We start from the raw sequence: 25,383 nt of genomic DNA, 5'->3' as shown, positions 1-25,383 counted from the left end.
GGGCGTCAGCCGACGAGCATCTGCCGCTCGACCCGCTGCTCCAGCACGTGCGCGGGGCCGGGCCGCCCGAGCGCCCAGCCCTGCGCCAGGTCGCAGCCGAGGTCGCCGAGCAGCGCGGCGGTGTCGTCGTCCTCCACGCCCTCCGCGACCACCTGCATGCCGAGCGCGTGGCCGAGGTCGATCGTCGAGCGCAGGATGGCGGCGCACACCGGGTCGGTGGCGGCCGGGGCGACGAACGCCCGGTCGACCTTCAGCACCGTGAACGGCAGCCGTCGCAGGTAGTCCAGCGACCCGTACCCGACGCCGTAGTCGTCGACGGCGAGCAGGACGCCGAGGTCGGCGAGCGCGCGCAGCGTCTGCTCGGCCCGCGGGACGTCGCGCATCGCCATCGTCTCGGTGACCTCGAGGGTGAGCGCGGACGGCGGCAGCGCGTGCCGCTCGAGGGCGGCGCGGACGTCGCCGACCAGCCGGGCGTCGTCGACGTCGTGCGCCGAGACGTTCACCGCCACCGTGAAGTCCGGGACCAGGGCGCGCAGCCGGGCGCACTCCTCGAGGGCGACGTCGAGCACGACCAGCGTGACGGTGCGGACCAGCCCGGTGCGCTCGGCGGCGGGCACGAAGGCGGCGGGACCGAGCAGGCCGTGCACCGGGTGCTGCCAGCGGACCAGCGCCTCCGCCCCGGTGACCGCGCCGCCGAGCACCGTGGTGACGGGCTGGAAGTGCACGACGAGCTCCCCGCGCGCGGCCCCGGCGACCAGCCCGCGCAGCAGCGCGCCCCCGGCGGGGACCGCGCCCCCACCCTCGCGGGTGCCGGGGCAGTCGACGGCGAACCGCTCGGGGCCGCGCCGGGCGCTGGACACGGCGGTGTCCGCCCGGGCGACGAGGTCGTCGAGCGCGGCGGGCCGGGCCGGGGCCACCGCGACCCCGACGAGCGCACCGGGCAGCAGGTCCATGCCGTGCACGTCCAGGGCGGTGCCGAGGCGGGCGAGCACGGCACGCGCGGCGTCCGCCGCCTCCTGCGGGTCGCGCACCTCCACCGCCAGGGCGAACACCTCCCGGCTCAGGCGCGCGGGCAGCCCGCCGGGTACGACGTCGTCGGCGAGCTCGGTGCCGACGGCCCGGAGGAGGTCGTCCGCGACCGCGTGGCCGAGGGTCTCCACGACGTCGCGGTAGCCGTCGAGCGCGATCAGCAGCACCGCGGGGAGCGTGCCCGGCTCGGCCTGGTCGGCGTCCCGTCCGACGTGCTCGGCCAGGGCGACCGCGTTGGCGAGGCCGGTCAGGGGGTCGGTCATCGCGAGGTGCTCGAGGCGGACGTTCGTGGCGCGCTGCTCCCGGACCAGCCACCAGAACCGCAGCAGCAGCGCGGACATCATCACCGACCCGACGACGCACACCTCGAGCAGCGGGACCGCTCCGGCGCCGAGCGCCGAGACCACCAGGGTCACCGGGACCGTCGCGGCGGCCGCGGAGAACAGGGCCATGTGCCGGCCGGTGAGCTCGCCGGACGCCTGCGGGGTCGAGATCACGTCCGTCGCGTGGGCGCGCGCCGCCCGGGCGACCAGGACGTACCCGAGCAGCCACAAGGAGTCGAGCAGGTAGAGGGGGTCGTCGACGCCGTGCGTGCTGCCGAGCTGGAACAGCACGTCGGCCGCGAGGATCGCGAGCACCGAGGCCGAGGTCAGCACGTACGCGCGGGTCTGCCGGTGCCGGGCCAGGAACGGTCGCGCCAGGGCGATCAGCAGCAGCGCGTCACCGGCCGGGTACAGCGCACCGACCACCGAGCCGCCCGGGTCCGACGCCCACTCCAGCACGGTCGGCGCGAGCAGCAGCTGCCACAGCACCAGCAGCACGCCGCCCGTCATCAGCACCGTGTCGAGGAACCACTCCCGGCGGTGGTCGCGCGGTGCGGGGAACGCCCGCAGCAGGCCGGCCGCGAGCAGCGGGTAGGACGCCAGGTAGGGCACGTCCGCCACCGAGGGGAACGGGTCGAGGCCGAGGACCCGGTCGAGCACGGTCCAGATCACGTCCCCGGCCACCCAGGCCGCGAGGCCCGCGCTGAGCAGCAGCCAGGCCCGCCGGGCGGGTCCGGACATCTGCCGGGCGGCGCGGGTGGCGACGACCGCGGCGGCGGCGCCGACCGTCACGTAGAGCGCGTCGCGCCCGGCGCCGTCGGGCAGCAGGGCGTGCGCGACGAGCACGGCGACGACGCTGGTCGTCCTCGCACCGGCCCCGCTCCACCACCTCACTCTGCTGGGATCGGCGTCCGCGGGACGTTCTTGACGCATCATGCGGGTGGAGTTCTGCTCGACACGTGCGGGCGGTGCCGACAGGATGACGCCCGTGACCCCTCGCCGCGCCGGCACCCCCGGCCCCGCCGCGTGACCGCTCCCCTGGCCCGCCGGCTCGGGACGGGCGCCGCGGTCACCCTCGGTCTCGGGTCGATGATCGGCGCGGGCGTGTTCACCGCGTTCGCGCCGGCCGCCCGCGCGGCGGGTCCCGCGCTGCTGCTGGGGCTGGCGCTGGCGGCGCTGGTCGCCGCCGCGAACGCCACCTCGTCCGCGCAGCTCGCGGCGCAGCACCCGACCTCGGGCGGGACGTACGTCTACGGGCGCGAGGAGCTCGGCCCCTGGTGGGGGTTCCTGGCGGGCTGGGCCTTCGTGATCGGGAAGACGGCGAGCTGCGCGGCGATGGCGCTGACGTTCGCGGCGTACGCGGCGCCCCCGGGCTGGGAGCGTCCGCTGGCGGTCGCCGCGGTGGTGGGGCTCGCGGCGGTGAACTACCGCGGGATCACCCGCACCTCGCGGCTGACCCGGCTGCTGGTGGCCGCGACGCTCACCTGCCTGCTCGTGGCGGTCGTGGCGGTCCACGTCGGGGCGGACCAGGCGTGGGCGCCGGTGGCGCCGTGGTCGGCGGGCGGCGAGGTCGGCTGGTACGGCGTGCTCCAGTCGGCGGGCCTGCTGTTCTTCGCGTTCGCGGGCTACGCGCGGGTGGCGACGCTGGGCGAGGAGGTGCGCGACCCGCGCCGGACGATCCCCCGGGCGATCCTGATCGCGCTGGCGCTGACGGTGCTGGTCTACGGAGTGGTCGCGGTGACGCTGCTCGCGACGCTCGGCCCCGACGGGACCGCCGCGACCGCCACCCCGCTGGCCGCAGCGGCCGCCGCGACCGGCTGGCCCTGGGTCGGACCGGTCGTGCGGGTGGGCGCCGCGGTCGCGTCGCTCGGCGCGCTGCTGGCGCTGGTCGCCGGGGTGAGCCGCACGGCCCTGGCGATGGCCCGGCACGGCGACCTGCCGGGGTGGCTCGCGGGCGTGCACCCCCGCTACCGGGTGCCGCACCACGCCGAGGTCGCCCTCGCGGTCGTGGTGGGCGCGCTCGTGCTGGTCGTCGACCTGCGCGGGGCGATCGGGTTCTCGTCCGCCGGGGTGCTGCTCTACTACCTGGTCACGAACGTCGCCGCCGCCACGCAGCGCGGCGAGCACCGCTGGGCGCCGCGGGCCGTGCAGGTGCTGGGCGCGGTCGGCTGCGCGGTGCTGGTCGCGACGCTCCCGCCGACGTCGGTCGCGGCGGGCGCCGGGGTGCTCGGCGTCGGCGTGCTCGGGCGGGCCTGGCAGCACCGCCGCGCCCGGGCTCGCGCCGCCGGCTGACGCCCCGCTCGACGCGAGCACGCCCCCCGGTCAGCGCAGGTACCGCGCAGCGGCGGCGCGGACCGCGGCGCCGGTGCGCTCCAGGGCCCGGGTCGGCAGCGTCCACTGCTGCCAGAACAGGGTCACGTCCTCGTGCCGCCCGGGGTCGAGGTCGACGAGCGTCCCGTCGCGCTCCCCCGCGGTCGCGTCGGCCTCCGGCAGCATGCCCCACCCGAGCCCGAGCCGGACCGCCAGCACGAAGTCGGCCGAGGCCGGGACGTGGTGCCGCGGCGGGAGCGCGGGGTCCGCGCCGCGGCGGCGCAGGTAGCGGTCCTGCAGGTCGTCCTTGCGGTCGAACACCACCAGCGGCGCCGCCTCGAGCGCGGCGGTCGTCGGCCCGTCGGGCAGGTGCCGCGCGGCGCCGGCCACCGCCATCATCGGCCGGTACCGGAGCACGCCCAGGCGGTGCACCGAGCAGCCCTGCACGGGCCGGTCCGCGGTGGTGATGGCCGCGACCACGGTGCCGGTGCGCAGCAGCTCCGCGGAGTGGTCCTGGTCCTCGCGGTGCAGGTCCAGGACGACCTCGTCCGCCAGCGGCGCGAGCGCCGGCAGCACCCACGAGCCGAGCGAGTCCGAGTTCACCGCGATCGGCAGCACGGTGCGGCCGGGCGTCGCGTCGGTGGCGACCGCGGCCCGGGCCTCGTCGGTCAGGTCGAGCACCTGCCGGGCGAGCCGCAGGTACACCGCGCCGGCGTCCGTCACCCCGGCGGGTCGGCTGCGGCGGACGAGCACCTGGCCGACGGCGGTCTCCAGAGCGCGGATCCGCTGGCTCACCGCGGACTGGGTGATCCGCAGGGTGAGGGCCGCGCCCTCGAACGAGCCCTCGTCGACGACGGCGAGCAGGGCGCGCAGCTGGGGAAGGTCCACGTCGGTCACGCGCCGACCCTACTATCAGCACTGCTGATGGACGGCTCGTCGCAGTCATTGGACCGATGCGGGTGGGCGGACCTACCGTCGCCGGGTGCCCGCTCCCCTGCTCTCCACCCTCACCGGACTCGCGTTCGGCCTGTCGCTGATCGTGGCGATCGGCGCGCAGAACGCGTTCGTCCTGCGCACCGGCCTGCGCGGCGTGCACGTCCTGCCGGTCGTGGCGGTCTGCGCGCTGTCCGACGCGGTGCTCATCACCGCCGGCGTCGCCGGGGTCGGCACCCTCGTCGACCGGGCGCCGGCCGTCCTGGTCGTGGCCCGGCTCGGCGGCGCGGCGTTCCTGCTCGGCTACGCGGTGGTCGCCGCGCGCCGGGCCCTGCGCCCCCGCGCCGCGCTCACCGAGGACGCCGACGCCGCACCCGCCGCGCTCTGGCCCGTCGTCGCCACGAGCCTGGCGCTGACCTGGCTCAACCCGCACGTGTACCTGGACACGGTGGTGCTGCTCGGCTCGGTCGCCGGGACGCACGGCGACCTGCGCTGGTGGTTCGGCGGCGGCGCCGTCCTCGGCAGCCTGGTCTGGTTCACCGCGCTCGGGTACGGGGCGCGGGTGCTGCGCCCGCTGTTCGCGCGCCCGGCGGCGTGGCGCGTGCTCGACGCGGTCATCGCCGTGGTGATGGCGTCGATCGCGGTCGGGCTGCTGCGCGGTCTGTGAGGCGCGCGGCCCTCCCGCGCGGGACGGGTCAGCCCGCGGCCGCGCCCCGGCGCCGGCGCACCAGCACCGTCACCCCGTAGACGCCCACGACCACCGCGACCAGCCCGGCCGTCGACAGCAGCTGCCCGCGCGCGGTGCCGTCCGCGAGCATCAGCACCACCAGGCCGGCCAGCGCCGCGAGCGTCGCCCAGGTGAGCCACGGGTACCCCCACATGCGCAGCGGCATCTGCTCACCGCGCGCACGCGCCTCGGCCGCCAGCCGCGGCCGGAGCCGCAGCTGCGCGACCGCGATCAGCACCCAGACCACCAGCAGCGCCGCGCCGACCGCGTTGAGCAGGATGCCCAGCAGCGTGTCGGGCAGCACCGCGTTCAGCCCCACGGCCACGAGGCCGAACGCCACCGACACCAGGACCGCGACCCACGGCACCCCGCGGCGGGACACCCGGTGCAGCACCCGCGGACCGTCGCCCCGACCGGCCAGCGAGAACGCCATCCGCGACGTCGCGTAGACGTTCGCGTTGAACGCCGACAGCAGCGCGATCACCACGACGGCCTCCATCAGACGCGCCGCGCCCGGCAGCCCCGCGACCTCGAGCACCGCGACGAACGGGCCCTGCTGGAGCACCGGCGCGTCCCACGGCAGGACCAGCACCATGATCGCGACCGAGCCCACGTAGAACAGCAGGATCCGCCACAGGATCGTCCGGGTCGCCCGGCCGACCGCCTGCTGCGGGTCGCGGGCCTCGGCGGCGGCGATCGCGACGATCTCGATGCCGCCGAACGCGAACACCACCACGAGCAGCCCGGCCGCCACGCCCCCGACGCCCATCGGCGCGAACCCGCCGTGCCCCAGGAGGTTCGCGGTCCCGACGGGCTCGGTGCCCGGCAGCAGCCCCGCGACCAGCAGCACGCCGACCACCAGGAACACGACGATCGCCGCGACCTTGACGAGCGCGAACCAGAACTCCAGCTCGCCGAACCGGCGCACCCCCGCCAGGTTCACCACCGCGAACACGGCGACGACCACCAGCGCCACGCCCCACTGCGGGACGCCCGGCAGCCAGCCGGTGACGATCCCGGCGACGCCGGTGATCTCCGCGCCCAGCACCATGATGATCGTGAACCAGTAGACCCAGCCCAGCGTGAAACCGGCCCACCGGCCGAGCGCCTGCTCCGCGTACACCGAGAACGACCCGCTGGACGGCACCGAGGCCGCCATCTCCGCGAGCATCCGCATCACCAGGACGACCAGCACCCCGGCGACCGCGTACGACACCAGCACCGCGGGCCCGGCCGTCGCGATGCCGACGCCGCTGCCGAGGAACAGCCCGGCGCCGATCGCCGAGCCGAGGCCCATCATCGTCAGGTGCCGGGTCCGCAGGCCGTGGCCCAGGCCCTCACCGGTCGGGTCGGCCGTCCCGGGGGTGGCGGGGAGCGCGGGCTCGGGGTGCGGGGCGGGGGTGCGGGGCATCAGGACTTCCGGTGGTGCGGGTGGACGGCGCGCCGGACGCGGGCCGCCGAACACCGTAGCCGCTCAGTCGGCGGAGCGTCCCCGCCGACCGCCACCGAGCGGGCCGCGGCGCGGACGGGGGCCGAGCCGCTCGTCGACGTGCCGGGTCACCTGCGTGGCGACGTGCGCGGTGATCGCCGACCGCAGCTGACGGCGCTCGGCCCGCAGGAACGCCTGGTGCTCCAGGTGCAGGGCGCGCGACGTCGAGACGACCATGCCGATCATCACCACGCTGAACGGCAGCGCGATGAGGATCGCCGCGGTCTGCAACGCCGTGAGGCCGCCGGCGACGAGCAGCGCGATCGCCAGCACACCGCCCAGCGCCGCCCACAGCACGCGCAGCGGGGTGCGCGGGTTCGGGTCGCCGCCGGCGGACAGCATCGCCACGACCAGGGCGCCGGAGTCGGCGGAGGTGATGAAGAACAGGGCGACGAGGATGATCGCGCCGACCGACAGCACCGCACCGCCGGGCAGCGACGCCAGCAGGTCGAACAGCGCGTTCTCCGGGACGACCTCGCCGTCCGGCCCCACCAGCCCGCCGCCGCCGAACAACTCGCGGTACAGGGCCGAGCCGCCCAGCACCGAGAACCACAGGAAGCACACGATCGACGGGACCAGCAGCACGCCGGCGACGAACTGCCGCACGGTGCGACCCCGGGAGATCCGGGCGATGAACACCCCGACGAACGGGGACCAGCTGATCCACCACCCCCAGTAGAACGTCGTCCACGACGCCTGCCAGGCCTCGCCCTCGGCACCGGCGTACGCGGAGACGTTGAACATCATCGGGACGACGTTCGCCAGGTAGGCACCGAGCGACTGCACGAACTCCCGCATCAGGAACAGGGTCGGCCCGAGCACCAGCACCGCGATCATCAGCACGCCCGCGAACGACACGTTGATGTTCGACAGCCACTTGAGCCCGCGGTCCAGCCCGGACACCACCGACAGCGTCGCGATGCCGGTGATGACCACGATCACCACCACCTGAAGCACCGTGGACGACTGCGCGATCCCGATGTGCTCCAGCCCCGCGGTGATCTGCAGGACGCCCAGACCCAGCGACGTCGCGACGCCGAACACCGTGCCGACGACCGCCGTCACGTCGATCGCGTCGCCGAGCCGGCCCCGGACCCGGTCGCCGAGCAGCGGCTCCAGCGCCCACCGGATCGACACCGGGCGACCCTTGCGGTGCACCGTGTACGCGACGGCGAGGCCGACGACCACGTAGATCGCCCACGCGCTGACGCCCCAGTGCAGGTACGTCTGGCTCATCGCGGCCTGCGCGAGCTGCTCGGGGGTGCCGGTGACGCCGGGCTTCGGGTCCGCGTAGTGGCTCAGCGGCTCCGCCACGCCCCAGAACACCAGGCCGATGCCCATGCCGGTCGCGAACAGCATCGCGAACCAGGACCCGAGCGGGTACTCCGGCTCCTCGTCGTCGTCCGGCCCGAGGGTGATGTCGCCCCACCGACCGACGCCCACCCAGATCGCGAACGCCACGAACAGCGCCACCAGCAGCACGTAGTACCAGCCGAACGCGCTGACGACGTGCGTCTGGACGGCCCCGATCACCTCGCTCGCGGTGTCGGGGAACGCGATCGTGAACCCGGACACGGCCAGGACGACGACCACCGCGCCCCAGAACACGACGCGCGACGTGCCCCAGGGACCGGAGTGGTCGGTCTCGGGCGGCCCGGGGCGCTCGGCGGTGGGCTCGGCGGCGGTCCCGGGCTCGGACCCGGTCGCGGCGGGGTCGACCGGTGCGGGGCCGGCGGTCTCGGGCGTGGACGACGTCACGGGGAACCTCACGATGTCGGGGCGTCGGGGCAGCGCGTCAGCGTATCCGCGCACGTCGCAGGCGGCGACCGGGAGCACCACCTACCCCATGCGCTCAGTCCAGGGCGGTGACGTGCAGCAGCACCGTGTGCTCGGGCAGCTGCGCGGGCACCCGCAGCCCCACCGCGGCGAGCGCACGACCCGACAGGCGCGCGCCCTGCGTCCACCACGGCGGCGGCGGGAAGTCGTAGGCGGACGTCGCCCGGTCTCCGGGCGCCAGCGGGCGTACGTCGTACACCCGGTCCGGGTCCAGACCCGGCAGGCGCACCGCCGCCGGCGGCGCGGACACCCCGGTGGTCAGCTGGACGACGGCGATGATCGCCTCGCCCCCGTCGGGGCGCACCACGCCGTGCACGCGCAGCGCGGGGTCGGCGACGTCGAGGCGCACCGACCGGCCGTGGTGCAGCAGGTCGCGGTGCTCCCGGTACGCCCGCACCCAGCGCGCGACCTCGGCCCGCTCCGCCTCGGTGGCGCGCGTGAGGTCCCACTCGATCCCGAGGTGCCCGAACAGCGCGGTCGCGCCGCGGAACGACAGGTCGTGCTGCCGGCCCGTGGTGTGGGCGCGCGGCGAGCCGATGTGCGAGCCGAGCATCTCCGGCGGCACCAGCAGCCCGGTCCACTGCTCGATGGTCTGCCGCTCGAGCGCGTCGATGCAGTCCGACGTCCAGACCCGGTCGGTGCGCTCGAGGATGCCGAGGTCCGCGCGACCGCCGCCCCCGGAGCAGGACTCGATCTCGACGTCCGGGTGCGCGGCGCGCAGCGCGTCGATCAGCCGGTACGCGGCCAGCGTCTGCCGGTGCACCCCCGCCGCGCCGGTCGCGGTGTGCCCGGCCTCGATCAGGTCGCGGTTGTGGTCCCACTTCACGAACCCGATGTCGTACGCGGACAGCACCGCGTCGACCTGGTCGAAGACGTGCTGCCAGGCGCCCGGGTGCGCGAGGTCGAGCACCTGCTGGTTCCGGGCCGCCGGGGGCAGCCGGTCGCCCGGCCGCAGGATCCACTCCGGGTGCGCGCGTGCCAGGTCGGAGTCGGGGTTGACCATCTCCGGCTCGAACCACAGCCCGAACTCCATGCCGAGCCCGCGGACGTGGTCGACCAGCGGCGTGAGCCCGTCGGGCCACACCGTCGGGTCGACCTCCCAGTCGCCCAGGCCGGCGGTGTCGTCACGGCGACCGCGGAACCAGCCGTCGTCCAGGACGTACCGCTCGACCCCCACGGCCGCCGCGGCGTCGGCGAGGGCCTTCAGCCGGTCGAGGTCGTGGTCGAAGTAGACGGCCTCCCAGACGTTGATCAGCGCCTTGCGCGGGCTGCGCGGGTGCTGCGGGCGCGACCGCAGGAACGCGTGGAACCGCGCGGAGAGCGCGTCGAGCCCGTCGCCGTAGGACGCGTACACCCACGGCGTGGCGTACTCCTCGCCGGTCGCGAGGCGGACCTCGCCGGCGAGGAGCAGCTCCCCCGCGCCGATCAGCCGGGTGCCGGACGGCATCGCCTGCTCGGCGAACGTGCGCGTGTTGCCCGACCACGCGACGTGCACGCCCCAGACCTGGCCGGACGCGAACCCGAAGCCGTGGCGGCCGGCGGTCAGCAGCAGGGTGCCGTCGTGGCTGCGCGCCCGCCGCGACTCCCGCAGGTGCTGACCGGCGACCAGCGGGTGGCGCTGGGGACTGCGCTCGCGCAGGTGCCGGCCGGTGAAGTCGAGGATCTCGTCGGCCTCGCCCGGCAGCGGCAGCACCAGGTCGAGCGTGCCGAGGGTGAACACGCCCGCGCCCGTGCTCGTCACCGTGGCGCGGGTGCGCAGCAGGCCGTCGGGCAGCAGCTGCTGCACCAGGCGCAGCGCGAGCCCCGCGACGGCGTCCTCGGCGTCGACCAGCACCTCGTGCGCGACCGGGACGCCGTCGCGGGTGACGTCGCGGGCGACCCGGACCGCGGTCACCTCGAACAGCGTGCTGAAGTCGGCGCCGTCCCGGTGCCCCGTCAGCCCGGGGGTGCCGAGCCAGCCCGCGGACTGCTCCGGCAGCACCGACAGCGCGACCGGCTCGTCCGTGGTGCCGGAGACGAGCTGCGGCACGGCGACGTCGCGCAGCGTGCGCAGCTCGTCGGCGCCCAGGTCGCCCAGGTCCGGGCCCCAGTGCAGCACCCGCGGCAGCCGCGCGCCGGCGGTGTCGAGGACGACGCTCACGCCCCCGGCCCGCAGGTGCAGCGGGGTGCTGCGGGCGGTGTCGTCGAGCGTCGGGACCACGTCGTCTGCCATGAGGGTAGGTTCTATCCGGAAACGAATTCGACCGTCAAGACGCGCTCAGCGTCGACCGTGGACCCGGTTTCGTTCCGCATGGCAACATACCCGGATGACCTGGCCGCTCGACGCCGCCCCGTGGGTGCCCCCGGGACCCGCCCACCCCCTCGCGCTCGACGTCCTGCTGCACGGCCCGCTGTCCCGCGCCGCGCTCGCCCGCCGCACCGGCCTGTCCCCCGGCAGCGTCACCCGCCTCACCGCGCCCCTCGTGTCCGACGGCGTGCTGGTCGAGGTGACCGGCGCCGGCCCGACCGGGGTCGGGCGCCCGTCCCAGCCGCTCGACGTCGCCCCGGACGCCCACCACTTCGTCGGCGTCAAGCTCACCGGCGACCGCGCGCACGGCGTCCGCACGACGTTCCGGGCCGAGGTCGTCGCGAGCGCGGAGCGTCCGCTGGACGACCACGACCCGGAGGCGGTCGCCGAGGTCACCGCGGCGCTGATCGCCGAGCTGGCCGAACCGACCGGGCGCACCGGCGGACGCCCCGCGACCGCCGCCGGCGTCAGCCTCGGCGCCCGTACCACCGACGCCGGCCACGTGGTCCGCGCCCCGTTCCTCGGCTGGGAGGACGTCCCGTTCGGCGACCTCGTCCGCGCCCGCACCGCCGTGCCGACCGTCCTCGCCAACGACGTCGAGGCGCTGCTCGCACTCACCCACTGGTTCGGCGAGGGCCGCGGCGTCCCGACGTTCGCCCTCGTCACCGTCGGCGCCGGCATCGGCTACGGCCTGGTCGCGAACGGCCGCCCGGTGCGCGCCGCCGACGCGGGCCTGGGCCTGCTCGCCCACCACCCGCTCGACCCCCACGGCCCCGTGTGCCCCGCCGGTGACCGCGGCTGCGCGACCGCGATGCTCACCACCGGCTCGATCACCGCGCAGGTCGGCGTCGCGCTGCGCCGGCCCGTCGACCTCCCCGAGGTCCTGGCGCTCGCCGCCGCGGGCGAGCCGGCCGCGGTCCGCGTGGTCGACGACGCGGCCCGGTCGCTCGGCCGGCTGGTCGCCGCCGCCGCGAACTTCTCGCTGTCGGGGCTCGTGGTCGTCGGGGGCGAGGGCAGCGGCCTCGCGACCGCCGCACCGGCCGCGCTCGCCGAGGGCCTGCACGCCGACCGCGACCCGCTGGCCGCCGACCCGGTGCTGGCCGTCCAGTCCCCGGAGCTCGGGCAGTGGGCCCGCGGCGCGGCGGTGGAGGCAGTCCGGCGGTTCGTCCTGGGGGCCTGACGCGCCGTCGACACCACCGCCGACTCGTCGTCGCACAACCGAGAACAGGAGGGCGCCTCGTCTCGCTTTGCTAGGATAAGCGAGAACAGTGACGAGGATGTTCTCGCTGAGGAGCACAGGATGGCCCACTCCCCGCGCCCGGCGCGCGTCGCCACCGACGGCGGGTCCGTTCGTGGCGCAGCGGACGCGTCGCCGGTCGTCGGCGGTGCGCGCGTACCGGGGCACGAGCGCGAGGTGCTCCCCTGGGTCCCCCGCTCCGGACGCCGCTCGGAGATCACCGAGTACGCCGCCGCGATCCCTCCCCTGATCGCCGACCTGCCCCTGACGCCCTCCCCCGAGCTGATCGATGCCGCCCGCGCCGCGCTGGTCGACATCGCCGTGCTCGAGCGCACGTACGCCGCCCAGGTGGCCACGCTCGAGCCGTTCCTGCTGCGCACCGAGGCCATCGCCTCCTCGCGGATCGAGGAGGAGCTGACCACCGTCGACCAGCTCGCACGCGCCCAGTACGGGATCACCGCACCCAAGACCGCGCGCACGGTCAAGGGCGCCATCGACGGCCTCAGCCTGCTCGTCGAGCGGTCCACCCTCGGGATCGACCTCGACGACATCCTCGCGGCGCACCGCCCGCTCGTGGCGGACGACCCGGAGGAGAAGTGGGACGCCGGCACGCTGCGCACCGTCCAGAACTGGATCGGCGGGTCGAACCGCTCCCCTCTGGGCGCCGTGCACGTGCCGCCCGCGCCCGGACGCGTGCCCGAGCTCATGGACGACCTGGTCGCGTTCACGCGTCGCACCGACGTCGACCCGATCGTGCACGCCGCGGTGACGCACGCCCAGTTCGAGTCCATCCACCCCTTCACCGACGGCAACGGGCGCCTGGGTCGCTCCCTGATCAACGGCGTGTGGCGCTACCGCCGTGTGACCACCCGCATGGCAGTGCCGGTCGCCTCGGCGATCGTCGCCGACCGGGAGCACTACTTCGACCTCGTCAACAGCTACCGGACCGGCGACGTCGAGCCGTTCGCCGCGTACCTGGCCGACGCGACGTCGCGCGCCGCCACTGAAGCAGCGGTGTCAGCCGAGCGGCTCATCGCACTGCCCGCGCAGTGGCACGAGCGCGTCCGGCCGCGCGTCGGGTCCGCCGCCGCTGCGCTGCTCCCGCTGCTGCCCAGCCGCCCGATCGTCGACGCCCACGACGTCATGACGCTGACCGGCACCTCCCGGGCCCGCGCGTACGCCGCGATCGAGCGCCTCGTCGAAGCCGACGTCCTGCGCCCGATCACCCAGTCCAGGCGCGACATGACCTGGGCGGCCGGCGAGGTGCTGGACGAGGCGGATCTCATGGTCGAGCGGCTCCGTCTGCGCTGACCGAGCCCGCGGACCGAGCGGCCTCGGTCCCGTCGTGCGACCTCGCCCGGGCGTCAGCCCCGCACCCGCGTCGCCCAGAACGCCACCGCACCCGCCGCCGCCACGTTCAGCGAGTCCACCCCGCCGGCCATCGGGATCCGGACCGTCAGGTCCGCGGCCGCGACCGTCTCGGGCTTCAGGCCGTCGCCCTCGGCGCCCAGCACCAGCGCCAGCCGCTCCGGCGCCTGCGCCTCCAGCACGTCGAGGCTGACCGAGTCGTCGGACAGCGCCAGGGCCGCGGTCACGAAGCCCGCCTCGCGGAGCTGCGCGATGCCGTCCGGCCACGGGTCGATCCGGGTCCACGGCACCTGGAACACCGTGCCCATCGACACCCGCACGGACCGCCGGTACAGCGGGTCGGCGCAGCGGGGGGTGACCAGCACCGCGTCCACCCCGATCGCGGCGGCGGACCGGAACGCCGCGCCGACGTTCGTGTGGTCGACCACGTCCTCCAGCACCGCCACCCGGCGCGCGCCGGCACCTCCGCGGGCACCGGCGAGCACGGACGCGACCGTCGGCAGCAGCGGCCGGTGCATCGACGCGAGCGCCCCGCGGTGCACGTGGAAGCCGGTGACGGCCTCCAGCACCGCGGGCTCGCCGACGTACACCCGCACGGGCTCGCCCTCGGGGTCGCGCGCCTCGAGCATCGTGCGCAGGTCGGGCAGCCAGCGCGGGGACACCAGCACCGACCGGGGTCGGTGCCCGGCGGCGAGCGCCCGGCCGAGCACGGTCGAGCTCTCCGCGATGTAGAGGCCCTTCTCGGGCTCGTGCCGCGAGCGCAGCGCGACGTCGGTCAGCGACACGTAGTCGGCGAGCCGGTCGTCGTCGGGGTCGGTCAGGTGGACGATGTCGAGCGCGGGCACGCCCGCCATCATCCCCTGTCCGGGACCCGCCCGGCGTCAGGCCAGGAACTCCAGGGCGGCGGCGACCAGCAGGCGGCGCCCGGCGGCGATCGTGGGCTCGTCGAGCGGCGCGAACTGCGCGGTGTGGTTGCCGGGCACGGACGCCGAGAACCCGGTGGTGTAGTCCGCGGGGAACAGGTCGGGGTCCATCCCGCCCCAGAACCAGAACGCGTACGGCACCGGGTCGCCCGCGTACCGGCCCTTCGGCAGCCCGAACTCCGAGAAGTCCTCCGAGCCCATCAGCGGCTCCGCGACCCGGATCGCGCCCGCGGGCATCACGGCCTCCTGCGCGGCCATCACCCGGTCCACCAGGGCGGGCGTGTTCACCGTGGCCGGCGGGTTCTCCCGGACGCCGATCGTGGGCGGCTGCGGGCAGCCCGCGGCGGCCGACTCGGCCTCGACGACCCGGTGGACCGCGGCGACCGCGCGCGCCATCGACGCGTCCGAGCGGGCGCGCAGGTTGACCGTGAACGTCGCCGTGTCCGGGATGATGTTCGACTTCGTCCCCGCGTGGAACGTGCCGACGGTGACGACCACCGGGTCCCCGCTGGGCGTCTCCCGCGACACGATCGCCTGGAGCCGGGTCACGGCGTACGCGGCGGTCAGCACGGGGTCGACGGTGACGTGCGGCATCGACCCGTGGCCGCCCCGCCCGTGGATCGTCACGTCGAGGGTGCACGCCGCCGCCATCAGCAGCTCGCGCGAGTGGTTGGCGACCCCGGCGGGCAGCGGGCCGACGTGCTGGCCGAGCGCGACGTCGGGCTTCGGGAACCGGGTGAACAGGCCGTCGTCCAGCATCGCGTTCGCGCCCGTCGCGGTCTCCTCCGCGGGCTGGCCGACCACGAGCAGCGTGCCCCGCCAGGCGTCGCGCGCCCCGGCCAGGGTGTCGACGGCCGCCGCGAGCGCCGTCACGTGCATGTCGTGGCCGCAGGCGTGCATGGTCGGCACGGTGTCGCCCGCCGGGTCCGTGTCGGTGTGCCGGCTCTGGTACGGCTTGCCGGAGTCCTCCAGCACCGGCAGCCCGTCCATGTCGGCGCGCAGCATCACGACGGGGCCGTCGCCGTTGCGCAGCACCCCGACGACCCCGGTCCCGCCGACGCCCTCCGTCACCTCGAGGCCCGCGGCGCGCAGCTCGGCGGCCAGCACCCCGGCGGTCCGGTGCTCGCGTCCCGACAGCTCGGGGTGGGCGTGCAGGTCCCGGTAGAGGTCCCGCCAGTGCTCCGTGCGCAGGTCAGCGGCGTCGAGGACACGGGCGGCGCGGGTGCGGTCGGGGGTCGCGGCGGGGAGGGTCGTCATCCCGGCACGGTACCCGGGTGCCAGGAGGCCCTGCCGCTGGGCCCCCGCGACCCCTACCATCGGGCCCATGCGGTACGGGGTGCTGGGACCCGTGGAGCTCCACACCGCCGACGGGGACGAACCCGTCCGCGGCGCCCGTCAGCGCGCCCTGCTCGCCGTGCTGCTCGCGCACCGCGGGTCGCTCGTACCCCGGGAGCGGCTGATCGTCGCGCTGTGGCCCCAGGGGCCGCCCCCGAGCGCCGAGCACACGCTGCACAGCCACGCGTCGCGGGTGCGGGCGCTGGTCGGCGCGGACCTGCGCGCCGTGCCCGGCGGCTACCGCCTCGACCCGGAGGACCTGGACGCCGACCGGTTCGACCGCGCGGTCCGCGAGGCCGCGCGCGGCGCGGCGCGCACGCCCGACGACGCCGCCGCGCTGCTCGGGGCCGCGCTGGCGCTCTGGCGCGGGCCGGCGTTCGGGACGGAGGCGGACCTGCCGGAGGTCCAGGCCGAGGCCGACCGGCTGGAGGCGGCCCGCCGCACCGCGCACGAGGCCCTGGCCCGCGCCGTGCTGCGCACCGACCCGACGCGAGCCGCCGAGCACGCCGAGCACGCGCTCGACGCGGACCCGTACCGCGAGGGCGCGTGGGCGCTGCTGGTCCGGGCCCGGACCGCCGAGGGACGACCCGGCGAGGCGGTGCTCGCGTACCTGCGGGCGGCGGCCGCGCTGGACGAGATCGGGCTGCTGCCCTCGCAGGAGCTGCGGGCGGCGCACCACGAGGCGCTCACGGCCGGGCGGACACGGCCCCACGCAGCGCCCGGCGGGCCGGTCGGCGGCGTCGGGGCCGCCGCCCGCGCCCGGGCCCGGGGCTCGCGCGTCCCGCACCCGAACCCGGCCACCCGGCCACAGCCGTCCCCCGGGGCGGCGTCGGCCGGGGCGGCATCGACCGGCGTGGGGCCCGGCTCCCCGACGCGACGCCGGCACCCCGTCGGAGCCACACCGCACCCCGCCGACACCACGCCGCACCCCGCCGAGCGCGTCCCCCGGCCGTCGCCGCCGGTCTCGCGCCCGCGCACGAGCCTCGTCGGCCGGTCCGACGACCTCGCGGCGCTGCGGGACCTGCTCGCCCGCACCGCGCTGGTCACGCTGGTCGGGCCGGGTGGGGTGGGCAAGACCCGGCTCGCGCTCGAGGCTGCGGCCGGTCCGGGCGCGCCCCCGCACGCGCTGTTCGTCGAGCTCGGCGCCGTCCGGGACGCCGCCGCGGTCGCGTCCGCGGTGGCGGAGGCCCTGGACGCCGACCCGGAGGACACCCCCGCCCGCACGCTCGCACGCGCCGGCGAGCGTGACCTGCTGCTCGTGCTCGACAACTGCGAGCACCTGCCCGCGGCGGTCGCGGACTGCGTCGACCTGCTGCTGACCGAGCCAGGGCCGCTGCGCGTCCTGGCCACGAGCCGCACCCCGCTCGGGGTCGTCGGCGAGCACGTGCTGCCGGTCGAGCCACTGGGCACCGACGGACCGGCGTCGGCGGCGGCACGGCTGTTCCGCGACCGGGCCCGTGCGTCCGGCGGCGGTGGCCGCCGGAGGGTCGACGTGGCCGGCACGGACGGTGCCGCCGCCGACCCCGTCGCCCGGATCGTGCGTCGGCTCGACGGCCTCCCCCTCGCGGTCGAGATGGCCGCGGCGCGCACCGCGACGCTCAGCGTGGCCGACCTCGCGGACCTCCTCGACGCGCGGCTCGACGCGCTCGTGTCCCCGGTGCGTGCCGCACCCCCGCGGCACCGGTCGCTCGCCGCCCTGGTCGCGTGGTCGCGCGAGCTGCTGCCCCCCGAGGCCCAGCGGGCGCTCGACGGCTGGCCCGTGTTCGCCACCGCCTGCCCGCCGGACCTCGCGGCACGGGTGCTGGACGTGTCCGCCACGACCGCCGAGCACCTGGCGGCGGCGTCGCTGCTGGTCCGCGACGACGTGGCCGGCCGCACCCGCTACCGGATGCTGCAGACCGTCCGCGCGGTGGTCGGCCCGCCCGCCGAGGCCGTCCGCGCCCGGCACGCCGCGGTGCTGCTCGACGTCGCCCGCGACGCCGACCGCGCGCTGCGGGGCGCCGTCGAGCCGGACGCCCGGGTCCGGCTCACCGCGCTGCTCCCCGACCTGCGGCTCGCGCACGCCTGGGCCGCGACCCACGACCCCGACCTGGCGCTGCGCCTGACCCGGACCCTGCACCTGCACGCCGTCGACGCCCTGCGCACCGACGTGCTCGCGTGGCCCGTGCCCGGACGCGAGGACGCGCCGCCCGTGCTCGCGGCCCTGGCGGCCCGCGCCCTGCTCCAGGGGCACCGGTCGACCGCCGGGCGCCGCGCGGAGCTCGCGCTCGCCACCGCGACCGACCCGTCCGACCGGCTGCACGCCCTGGAGGTGCTCGCCGACCTGGCCCTGTTCGAGGGGCGCACCGACGAGGCGGTCCGGCTCGGCGCCCGGCTCACCGCCGAGGCCCAGCACGCCGCCGACCCGCACTACCGGGTGATGGGCCTGACGTACCCCGCGCTCGTCGCCGCGTACCGGGACCGGCCGACCACCGCGCAGACCGCCCTCACCGCCCTGGAGCACGCCGTCGGGACCCTCGCCGCCCCCTCGGACCGGGGCTGGCTGGCGTTCGTCACCGGCGAGACCCTGGCCCGCAGCGACCCCGACGGGGCGCTCGCGGCCCTCGGGCGGGCGCGCCGGCTCGCCGACCAGGTCGGCAACCGCTACCTCTCGGGCGTGGCCAGGGCGGCGACGGTCGCGGCCGTGTCCCGCCGACCCGACCCCGCCGGGGCGCTCGACGAGCTGCTGGACCTCGCCCGCACCTGGGCGCCCACCGGCGACCGGACGCACCTGCTGACCGCGCTGCGCAACGCCGTGCCGCTGCTGGTCCGGCTGGGCCGGCACGCCGACGCGGGCCTGCTGCTCGGCACGGTCACGCACCCCGACCTGCCGCCGACGTACGGCGTCGAGGCCGACGCCCTCGCCGCCGCGCACGACACGCTCACCGCCCTGCTCGGCGCCCCGGCCGTCGCGGCGCTGGCGGCCCGGGGCCGGTCGGAGGACCTGGTCTGCGCCGTCGCACGGCTCGGCGGGCCCTCACCCACGGAGCCGGTAGAACCGGAAGAGGTCGTGCTCGACGGGCAGGACGTCGAGCGCTGAGAACCCCGCGGCCCGCGCGTAGCCCGCGAGCGTCGCCGGGCGCATGACCGTCCCGGTCCCGGCGCTCGGCGCGTGGGACAGCCCGTCGGGCAGGCACACGGTCAGCGAGAACCCGTAGCACCACCGGTCCAGGACCCCGGCCGGTGTCGTGGGCTCCGGGTCGACGCGCTCGTCGACGACGAGCACCCACCCGTCCGCCGCGACCAGCGCGCGCGCCGCCGCGAGCACCGCCACCGGGTCGGCCAGGTCGTGCACGCACTCGAACGCCGTCACCACGTCGAACGCCCGGCCACCGGCCCCGACGGCGGCCCCCAGGGTCGCGGCGTCCGCCGCCACGAACCGCACCCGGTCCTCGACCCCGTGGGCGACCGCGTGCCGCCGGCCCGCGGCCACCGACGCCTCGTCGAGGTCGACACCCGTCACGTCCAGCGCCTCGTGCGCGAGCGCGAGCCCCACCGCCGACCAGCCCTCTCCGCAGCCGACGTCCACCACCCGCGCGCCCGACCGCAGCCGCGCGTCGAGCTCCGGCACCGTGGACGCCAGCAGGTCCGCCAGCCCGTGCAGGAAGAACGGCCGGTTCAGCGCCGCCTGCGCCGCGCGCGCGTCCGCACCGAGCCGCTCCCACGACACGCCACCGCCGTGCCGGTACGCCGCGTGCAGGTCGTCGACCACCCGCCCCGACGCCGCGTGCAGCCGCCCGAGCGGGGCGAGGTACGACGGCGAGTCGGCGTCGGTCAGCACCTCGACGGCCCCGGGCGTGAGCGCGAACCGGTCACCCGCGGCGGTCACGAACCCCGCCGCCGCCTGGTGCTCCAGCCACTCCCGCACGTACCGCGCGTGCGTGCCGGTCAGGCCCGCCAGCCCGTCCGCCGTGCACGGTCCGTGCTGCGCGAGCGCCCGGTACCAGCCCAGCCGCTCCCCGGCGTGCAACGCCGCCATCTCCTGCGCGCCCAGGCTGGCCGCGAGCACCCGGGCGGCGACCTCCGGGGTGCTCCCGCCGACCGGCTGCGCCAGGTCCGACGGGGTCGTGGTGGTCGTGGTGGTCGTGGTGGTCATCGGGTCCTCCCCGGGGTCACGGGCCGGCGGTGTGCCGACGCCCGGTGCCCAGCGGACACCCGGGTCCTCGAGCCGCCCTCGCAGCGAGGTCGCAGCCGGGTCGCAGGTGCCGTCCACCGCCCCACCCCGCGCCGAGACAGGACCTGCGCGCCGAGACAGGACCTCCGGACGCCCGGTCTGGGCGCGGAGGTCCTGTCTCGGCGTAGGCAGCGGCGCGGGCGGACGCGACGGCGCGCGGCTACGGCGCCGGGCGCTCCGTCCGCCACGCGCGGGCGCCCGCGAGCGCCGCGACGCCGCCGACGACCGCCAGCACCGGCACCACCAGGAACGCCGTGTGCGGGCCGGCGGCGTCGGCGAGCGCCCCGAGCACGAACGGCGCGACCCCGATCGCCAGCCCTCCGGCCACCGTGGCGCGGGCCTGGGCCGCGTCGGTCGCGCCGCCGGACGCGCCGAGCAGCAGCGCGATGCCCAGCGGGTAGTGCGCCCCGTAGCCCAGGCCGGCCAGCACCAGGCCGGCCAGCGCGACCGGCGCGGAGGTCGCCGTCCACAGCACCGCCCACCCGGCGATGGCGACGCCGTACGCGCCCGCGAGCAGCCGTGCCGGCGACACGCCCAGCGACAGCGGGCCCACGACGAACCGCACGAGCGTCATCCCGGCGACCAGGCCCGCGGTGGTGGCGGTCGCGATGCCCGCGCCGGCGCCGGTGCGGTCCCGGACCAGGTCGGTCGCCCAGTAGGTCGTCGCGTTCTCCACCGCGAGCGCGACCACGACCGTGACCAGGAACCACCGCGAGGCCCGGACCGCGCGCCGCCCGTCGCGCTGGTGCCCGGCGTCGCGCTCGGGTCCTGCCTCGCGCGCGGGTCCTACGTCGCGCCCCCGCAGGGCGGACGCTCCTGCCCGACCCGCCCGGCGGGTCCGGCCGGGACCGCCACCCTGCGGCAGGATCCGCACCGCCACCGCGGTCCCGAGCGCGAGCACCGCCGTCACCGCGACGGCGGGCCGCCAGCCCCACCCGAGCGCGACGCACGCCCCGACGGCCAGCGGACCGAGCAGCCCGATGCCGGAGCCCACCCCGTTCGCCTCGGTGACCGCGGCCGACGCGGCGCGGCCGTGGTGGTCGGCGAGACCGGCCTGCGCCGCGCTGATCGCCGCGTTCCCGCCGACCGCGACCACCGCCATCCCGGCGAGCGTGACCGGCAGCGCGGTCCCCGTGGCGAGCAGCACCACCCCGGCGGCGAGCAGCACGCAGGCCGCCGCCAGCGCGTCCCGCCGTCCCAGGCGGCGCACCGCACGCGGCGTCACGGCGGCGGCGAGCACCGCACCGACGGCCATCGCGGTCCCGTGCAGACCGGCCTGGGCGTTCGTGATGCCGAGCTCGTCGGCGAGCAGCGGCACGCTCGGGTTGAACGAGTAGAGCAGCCACCCCCAGGTCACGAACGACCCGTAGAGCGTCACGGTGTACCGGTCCCGGTGGAGCCGCGGCGTCGTCGCCGCGGAGCGCGTCCTCACGCGACGACCCTAGGCCCCAGCACCCGACGCGGGGTGGGCCGTCCGGCCCGGGGACGGGGGGTCCCGGCGCCCGCGAGCGCCGGACGCCGGGACCCGCGGCTCAGTCGGTGACGGCGACGGCCGCCGCGAACTGGCTCGCGTACAGCCGTGCGTAGGCGCCGCCGGCCGCGAGCAGCTCCTCGTGCGAGCCCTGCTCCACGATCGAGCCGTGCTCCATCACGAGGATCACGTCGGCGTCGCGGATCGTCGAGAGCCGGTGCGCGATGACGAACGACGTCCGGCCGGACCGCAGCGCGTTCATCGCCTGCTGCACGAGCACCTCGGTGCGGGTGTCCACGGACGACGTCGCCTCGTCGAGCACGAGGATCGCCGGGTCCGCCAGGAACGCGCGGGCGATGGTCAGCAGCTGCTTCTCCCCCGCCGACAGGTTCGCGGCCTCGTCGTCGATCACGGTGTCGTAGCCGTCGGGCAGCGCCCGGACGAACTGGTCGACGTGCGTGGCGACGGCCGCCTCACGCATCCGCTCCTCGTCGACGTCCTCGACGCCGTACGCGACGTTCTCCCGGATGGTCCCGCCGAACAGCCAGGTGTCCTGCAGCACCATGCCGACCCGCGAGCGCAGGTCGTCGCGCGTCAGGTCCCGGGTGTCGACGCCGTCGAGGGTGATCCGGCCCTCGTCGATCTCGTAGAACCGCATCAGCAGGTTGACCAGGGTGGTCTTCCCGGCTCCGGTCGGCCCCACGATCGCCACGGTCTGCCCGGGCTCGGCGACGAGCGACAGCCCGTCGATCAGCGGGGAGTCCGGCACGTACCGGAACGCGACGTCCTCGAACACCACGCGCCCCTCGACCCGGGCCGGCAACCGCGCGGGGTCGGCGGGGTCGGGCTGCTGCTCGTCCGCGTCGAGCAGCTCGAACACCCGCTCCGCCGACGCGACCCCGGACTGCAGCAAGTTCATCATCGAGGCGATCTGCGTGATCGGCTGCGTGAACTGCCGCGAGTACTGGATGAACGCCTGCACGTCGCCGAGGGTGAGCGTGCCGGACGCGACCCGCAGGCCGCCGACCACCGCGACGATGACGTAGTTGAGGTTCGCGATGAACCCCATCGCCGGCTGGATGATCCCGGAGATGAACTGCGCCTTGAACGACGCGGCGTACAGCTCGGCGTTCTGGTCGTGGAACTGGCGCACGGCCTGCTCCTGGCGTCCGAACACCTTGACCAGGGCGTGGCCGGTGTACATCTCCTCGATGTGGGCGTTCAGGGTGCCGGTCACCTTCCACTGCGCCATGAACTGCGGCTGGGACCGCTTGGCGATCGCCGCGGTGACGACGACCGACAGCGGCACGGTCACCAGGGCGACGAGGGCCAGCAGCGGGGAGATCCAGAACATCATCGCGAGCACGCCGACCACCGTCAGCACCGAGGTGATGAGCTGGGACAGCGTCTGCTGGAGCGTCTGGGCGACGTTGTCGATGTCGTTCGTGACGCGGCTGAGCACCTCGCCGCGCGGCTGGCCGTCGAAGTACCGCAGCGGCAGCCGACCGAGCTTCGCCTCGACCTGCGCCCGCAGCCCGCGGACCACCCGCTGCACGACACCGGTCGTGATGAGGCCCTGCAGCCAGCTGAACAGCGCGGACGCGACGTAGATCGCGACGACCGCGAGCAGCAGGTCCCGCAGCCGCGAGAAGTCCACGCCCTGGCCGGGGACGACGTCCGTCCCGGACAGCAGGTCCGCGAACGTGTCCCGGCCGTCGGCCCGCAGCCCCTCGACCGCCTGCTCCTTCGACACCCCCGCGGGCAGCTGCGCGCCGATGATGCCGTTGAAGATGACGTTCGTGGCGTTGCCCAGCACCTTCGGGCCGGTCACCGCGAGCGCCACCGAGACGATGCCGAGCAGCACCACCCCAACCAGCCGCAGCCGCTCCGGGCGCAGCACGCCCAGCAGCCGCCGCAGCGACCCCCGGAAGTCGAGCGACTTCTCCCCCGGCATCCCCGCGCCGCCGCCCATCGGACCGTGTCCGGGCCGGGGCATCCGCCGTGCGGGCGCCGCCGTCCGCTGCTCGCCGCTCATGCCGCCTCCTCCGCGCTGATCTGGGAGAGCACGATCTCCCGGTAGGTCCCGCAGGTCTCGAGCAGCTCGGCGTGCGTGCCGGTGCCGACCACCGCCCCCTCGTCGAGCACGACGATCCGGTCCGCGTCGCGGATGGTCGCCACCCGCTGCGCGACCACGACCACCGCCGAGTGCCGCGTCTCCGGCACCAGCGCGGCGCGCAGGGCGGCGTCGGTGGCGAAGTCGAGTGCGGAGAACGAGTCGTCGAACAGGTAGACCGCTGGCTTGCGGACCAGCGCCCGCGCGATCGCGAGCCGCTGCCGCTGACCGCCGGAGACGTTGGTGCCGCCCTGGGCGATCGGCGCCTCGAGGCCCTCGGGCATCTCCTCGACGAACGACCGCGCCTGCGCGACCTCGAGGGCGTGCCACAGGTCGTCGTCGGTCGCGTCGGGGTTGCCGTAGCGCAGGTTGCTCGCCACGGTCCCGCTGAACAGGTAGGGGCGCTGCGGGACCAGGCCGATCGTCGACCACAGGTCCTCGGGCGCCAGGTCCCGCACGTCGACGCCGTCGATCGTGACCGTGCCGCCCGTCGCGTCGAACAGCCGCGGCACCAGGTTGACCAGCGTCGTCTTGCCGGAGCCGGTCGACCCGATCACGGCGGTCGTGCGACCGGGCTCGGCCACCAGGTCCACGCCGTGCAGCACCGGGCGCTCCGCACCCGGGTAGCGGAACTCGACGTCCCGCAGCTCGAGGCGGCCCCGCGGTCGGGGCAGCCGCACCGGCGCCGCGGGCGGGACGACCGAGCTCTGGGTGTCGATCACCTCGGTGATGCGCTCCGCGGACACGACGGCCCGCGGCACCATCACGAACATCATCGAGGCCATCATCACGGCCATGAGGATGTACATGATGTAGGACAGGAACGCCGTCAGGGCGCCGATCTGCATGTCCCCCGCGTCGATCCTGCGGGCGCCGAACCACAGCACGCCGACGCTGGTCAGGTTCATGATGAGCATCACCGACGGGAACATCAGCGACATCAGCCGGCCGGCCCGCAACGACGTGTCGAACAGCGCGTCGTTCGCGACCCCGAACCGGCGGGACTCGCGCCGCTCGCGCACGAACGCCCGGATCACCCGCAGGCCCGTGATCTGCTCGCGCAGCACCCGGTTGATCGCGTCGACGCGCAGCTGCATCTGCCGGAAGTACGGCACCATCCGCGACACGATCAGCCCGACGACGAGCCCGAGCACGGGCACCGCGACGAGCAGCAGGCCGGACAGGGCGACGTCCTCCTGCAGGGCCAGCACGACGCCGCCGACCAGCATGATCGGCGCCATCACCATGATGGTGAACGTCAGGAGCACGACCATCTGGACCTGCTGGACGTCGTTGGTGGTGCGGGTGATGAGCGACGGGGCGCCGAACTGGCCGACCTCCCGGGCGGAGAACTCCTGCACGTGCGCGAACAGCGCCTCGCGCAGGTCCCGGCCGAACGCCATCGCGACGCGCGCGCCGAAGTAGACGGCCAGGACGGAGCACGCGACCTGCAGCAGGCTGATGCCGAGCATCAGCGCGCCGATCCGCATGATGTAGCCGGTGTCGCCCACGGCGACGCCCTTGTCGATGATGTCGGCGTTCAGGCTCGGCAGGTAGAGGGTGGCGACGGTCTGCGCGAGCTGCAGCAGCAGCACGTAGACCACCTGCGGCCGGTACGGCCTCAGGTGCTCGCGGAGCAGGCGGAGAAGCATGGGACTCCCGGTCCGGGTGGTGCGGGTGGGGGCTCGGCGCGGGCGTGCACGGGGGCAGCGGCGGGGCCGGGGTGCGGCGTCCGGGCGAGCGGGCGTCGGGAGCACGCGGGGTGCGTCGGCGGTCGTGCGACGGAGGT

Annotated in this window: 16 protein-coding genes; 5 read left to right on the top strand and 11 right to left on the bottom strand. The window is 76.2% G+C overall.

Features of this window, described 5'->3' with window-relative positions; genetic code table 11:
• Positions 1 to 5 precede the first annotated feature (5 nt).
• The gene (locus tag ACFVXN_RS04685) at positions 6 to 2,198 is read right to left on the bottom strand and encodes a putative bifunctional diguanylate cyclase/phosphodiesterase (protein ID WP_389228083.1); all 2,193 of its coding nucleotides are present in this window, start codon (positions 2,196 to 2,198) and stop codon (positions 6 to 8) included.
• Between the two features lie 180 nt (positions 2,199 to 2,378).
• Between ACFVXN_RS04685 and ACFVXN_RS04680 the strand changes: the two genes are divergently transcribed.
• Positions 2,379 to 3,644 (top strand): APC family permease, encoded by a 1,266-nt coding sequence (locus ACFVXN_RS04680; protein WP_389228080.1) that lies wholly within the window; start codon positions 2,379 to 2,381, stop codon positions 3,642 to 3,644.
• A 30-nt stretch (positions 3,645 to 3,674) separates the two neighbouring features.
• On the opposite strand, the gene ACFVXN_RS04675 is transcribed toward ACFVXN_RS04680, so the two are convergent.
• Positions 3,675 to 4,559 carry a LysR family transcriptional regulator ArgP gene (locus tag ACFVXN_RS04675; protein WP_389228077.1) on the bottom strand — a complete coding sequence of 295 codons (885 nt, stop codon included), beginning with the start codon at positions 4,557 to 4,559 and terminating at the stop codon, positions 3,675 to 3,677.
• 85 nt (positions 4,560 to 4,644) lie between these two features.
• Between ACFVXN_RS04675 and ACFVXN_RS04670 the strand changes: the two genes are divergently transcribed.
• Positions 4,645 to 5,262, top strand: a complete 618-nt coding sequence (locus ACFVXN_RS04670; protein ID WP_389228075.1) for a LysE/ArgO family amino acid transporter — start codon at positions 4,645 to 4,647, stop codon at positions 5,260 to 5,262.
• 28 nt (positions 5,263 to 5,290) lie between these two features.
• Here ACFVXN_RS04670 and ACFVXN_RS04665 read toward each other — a convergent pair whose 3' ends face one another.
• The 3 genes from ACFVXN_RS04665 to ACFVXN_RS04655 all read right to left on the bottom strand — a co-directional run bounded on the left by ACFVXN_RS04665 (position 5,291) and on the right by ACFVXN_RS04655 (position 10,859).
• Positions 5,291 to 6,733 carry an amino acid permease gene (locus tag ACFVXN_RS04665; protein WP_389228072.1) on the bottom strand — a complete coding sequence of 481 codons (1,443 nt, stop codon included), beginning with the start codon at positions 6,731 to 6,733 and terminating at the stop codon, positions 5,291 to 5,293.
• Positions 6,734 to 6,796: 63 nt separating this feature from the next.
• Positions 6,797 to 8,569: a BCCT family transporter gene (locus tag ACFVXN_RS04660; RefSeq protein WP_389228069.1), complete on the bottom strand. Its 1,773-nt coding sequence runs from the start codon at positions 8,567 to 8,569 to the stop codon at positions 6,797 to 6,799.
• Between the two features lie 94 nt (positions 8,570 to 8,663).
• The gene (locus ACFVXN_RS04655) at positions 8,664 to 10,859 is read right to left on the bottom strand and encodes an alpha-galactosidase (RefSeq protein WP_389228066.1); all 2,196 of its coding nucleotides are present in this window, start codon (positions 10,857 to 10,859) and stop codon (positions 8,664 to 8,666) included.
• Between the two features lie 94 nt (positions 10,860 to 10,953).
• Between ACFVXN_RS04655 and ACFVXN_RS04650 the strand changes: the two genes are divergently transcribed.
• Together ACFVXN_RS04650 and ACFVXN_RS04645 are read left to right on the top strand one after the other, a co-directional pair.
• Complete coding sequence (locus ACFVXN_RS04650; protein ID WP_389228063.1) at positions 10,954 to 12,114, top strand: ROK family protein; 1,161 nt, start codon at positions 10,954 to 10,956, stop codon at positions 12,112 to 12,114.
• A 120-nt stretch (positions 12,115 to 12,234) separates the two neighbouring features.
• A complete protein-coding gene (locus ACFVXN_RS04645; RefSeq protein ID WP_389228060.1) occupies positions 12,235 to 13,482 on the top strand; it encodes a Fic family protein in 1,248 nt (415 codons plus the stop codon).
• Positions 13,483 to 13,535: 53 nt separating this feature from the next.
• Here ACFVXN_RS04645 and ACFVXN_RS04640 read toward each other — a convergent pair whose 3' ends face one another.
• Positions 13,536 to 14,393, bottom strand: coding sequence for a TrmH family RNA methyltransferase (locus tag ACFVXN_RS04640; protein WP_389228057.1), 858 nt, complete (start codon positions 14,391 to 14,393; stop codon positions 13,536 to 13,538).
• Positions 14,394 to 14,420: 27 nt separating this feature from the next.
• Complete coding sequence (locus ACFVXN_RS04635; protein WP_389228054.1) at positions 14,421 to 15,719, bottom strand: amidohydrolase; 1,299 nt, start codon at positions 15,717 to 15,719, stop codon at positions 14,421 to 14,423.
• Positions 15,720 to 15,786: 67 nt separating this feature from the next.
• Here ACFVXN_RS04635 and ACFVXN_RS04630 point away from each other — a divergent pair, with 67 nt between their 5' ends.
• Positions 15,787 to 18,876: a BTAD domain-containing putative transcriptional regulator gene (locus ACFVXN_RS04630; RefSeq protein ID WP_389228051.1), complete on the top strand. Its 3,090-nt coding sequence runs from the start codon at positions 15,787 to 15,789 to the stop codon at positions 18,874 to 18,876.
• On the opposite strand, the gene ACFVXN_RS04625 is transcribed toward ACFVXN_RS04630, so the two are convergent.
• The 4 genes from ACFVXN_RS04625 to ACFVXN_RS04610 all read right to left on the bottom strand — a co-directional run bounded on the left by ACFVXN_RS04625 (position 18,814) and on the right by ACFVXN_RS04610 (position 25,246).
• Positions 18,814 to 19,932: a class I SAM-dependent methyltransferase gene (locus ACFVXN_RS04625; RefSeq protein WP_389228048.1), complete on the bottom strand. Its 1,119-nt coding sequence runs from the start codon at positions 19,930 to 19,932 to the stop codon at positions 18,814 to 18,816. The genes ACFVXN_RS04630 and ACFVXN_RS04625 overlap by 63 nt on opposite strands.
• A 238-nt stretch (positions 19,933 to 20,170) precedes the next feature.
• Positions 20,171 to 21,442, bottom strand: coding sequence for an MFS transporter (locus ACFVXN_RS04620; RefSeq protein WP_389228045.1), 1,272 nt, complete (start codon positions 21,440 to 21,442; stop codon positions 20,171 to 20,173).
• A gap of 100 nt (positions 21,443 to 21,542) precedes the next feature.
• Entirely contained in the window at positions 21,543 to 23,516 is a 1,974-nt protein-coding gene (locus tag ACFVXN_RS04615) for an ABC transporter ATP-binding protein (protein WP_389228042.1), read from the bottom strand.
• Entirely contained in the window at positions 23,513 to 25,246 is a 1,734-nt protein-coding gene (locus tag ACFVXN_RS04610) for an ABC transporter ATP-binding protein (protein WP_389228039.1), read from the bottom strand. Before ACFVXN_RS04610 ends, ACFVXN_RS04615 begins: the two co-directional genes overlap by 4 nt.
• Positions 25,247 to 25,383: the final 137 nt, after the last annotated feature.

It is taken from the genome of Cellulomonas sp. NPDC058312, from assembly GCF_042880135.1.
In the GTDB taxonomy this organism is placed as follows: domain Bacteria; phylum Actinomycetota; class Actinomycetes; order Actinomycetales; family Cellulomonadaceae; genus Cellulomonas.
Note: the sequence above shows the minus strand (reverse complement) of the source record. Positions and strands in the feature narration are given on the sequence as shown.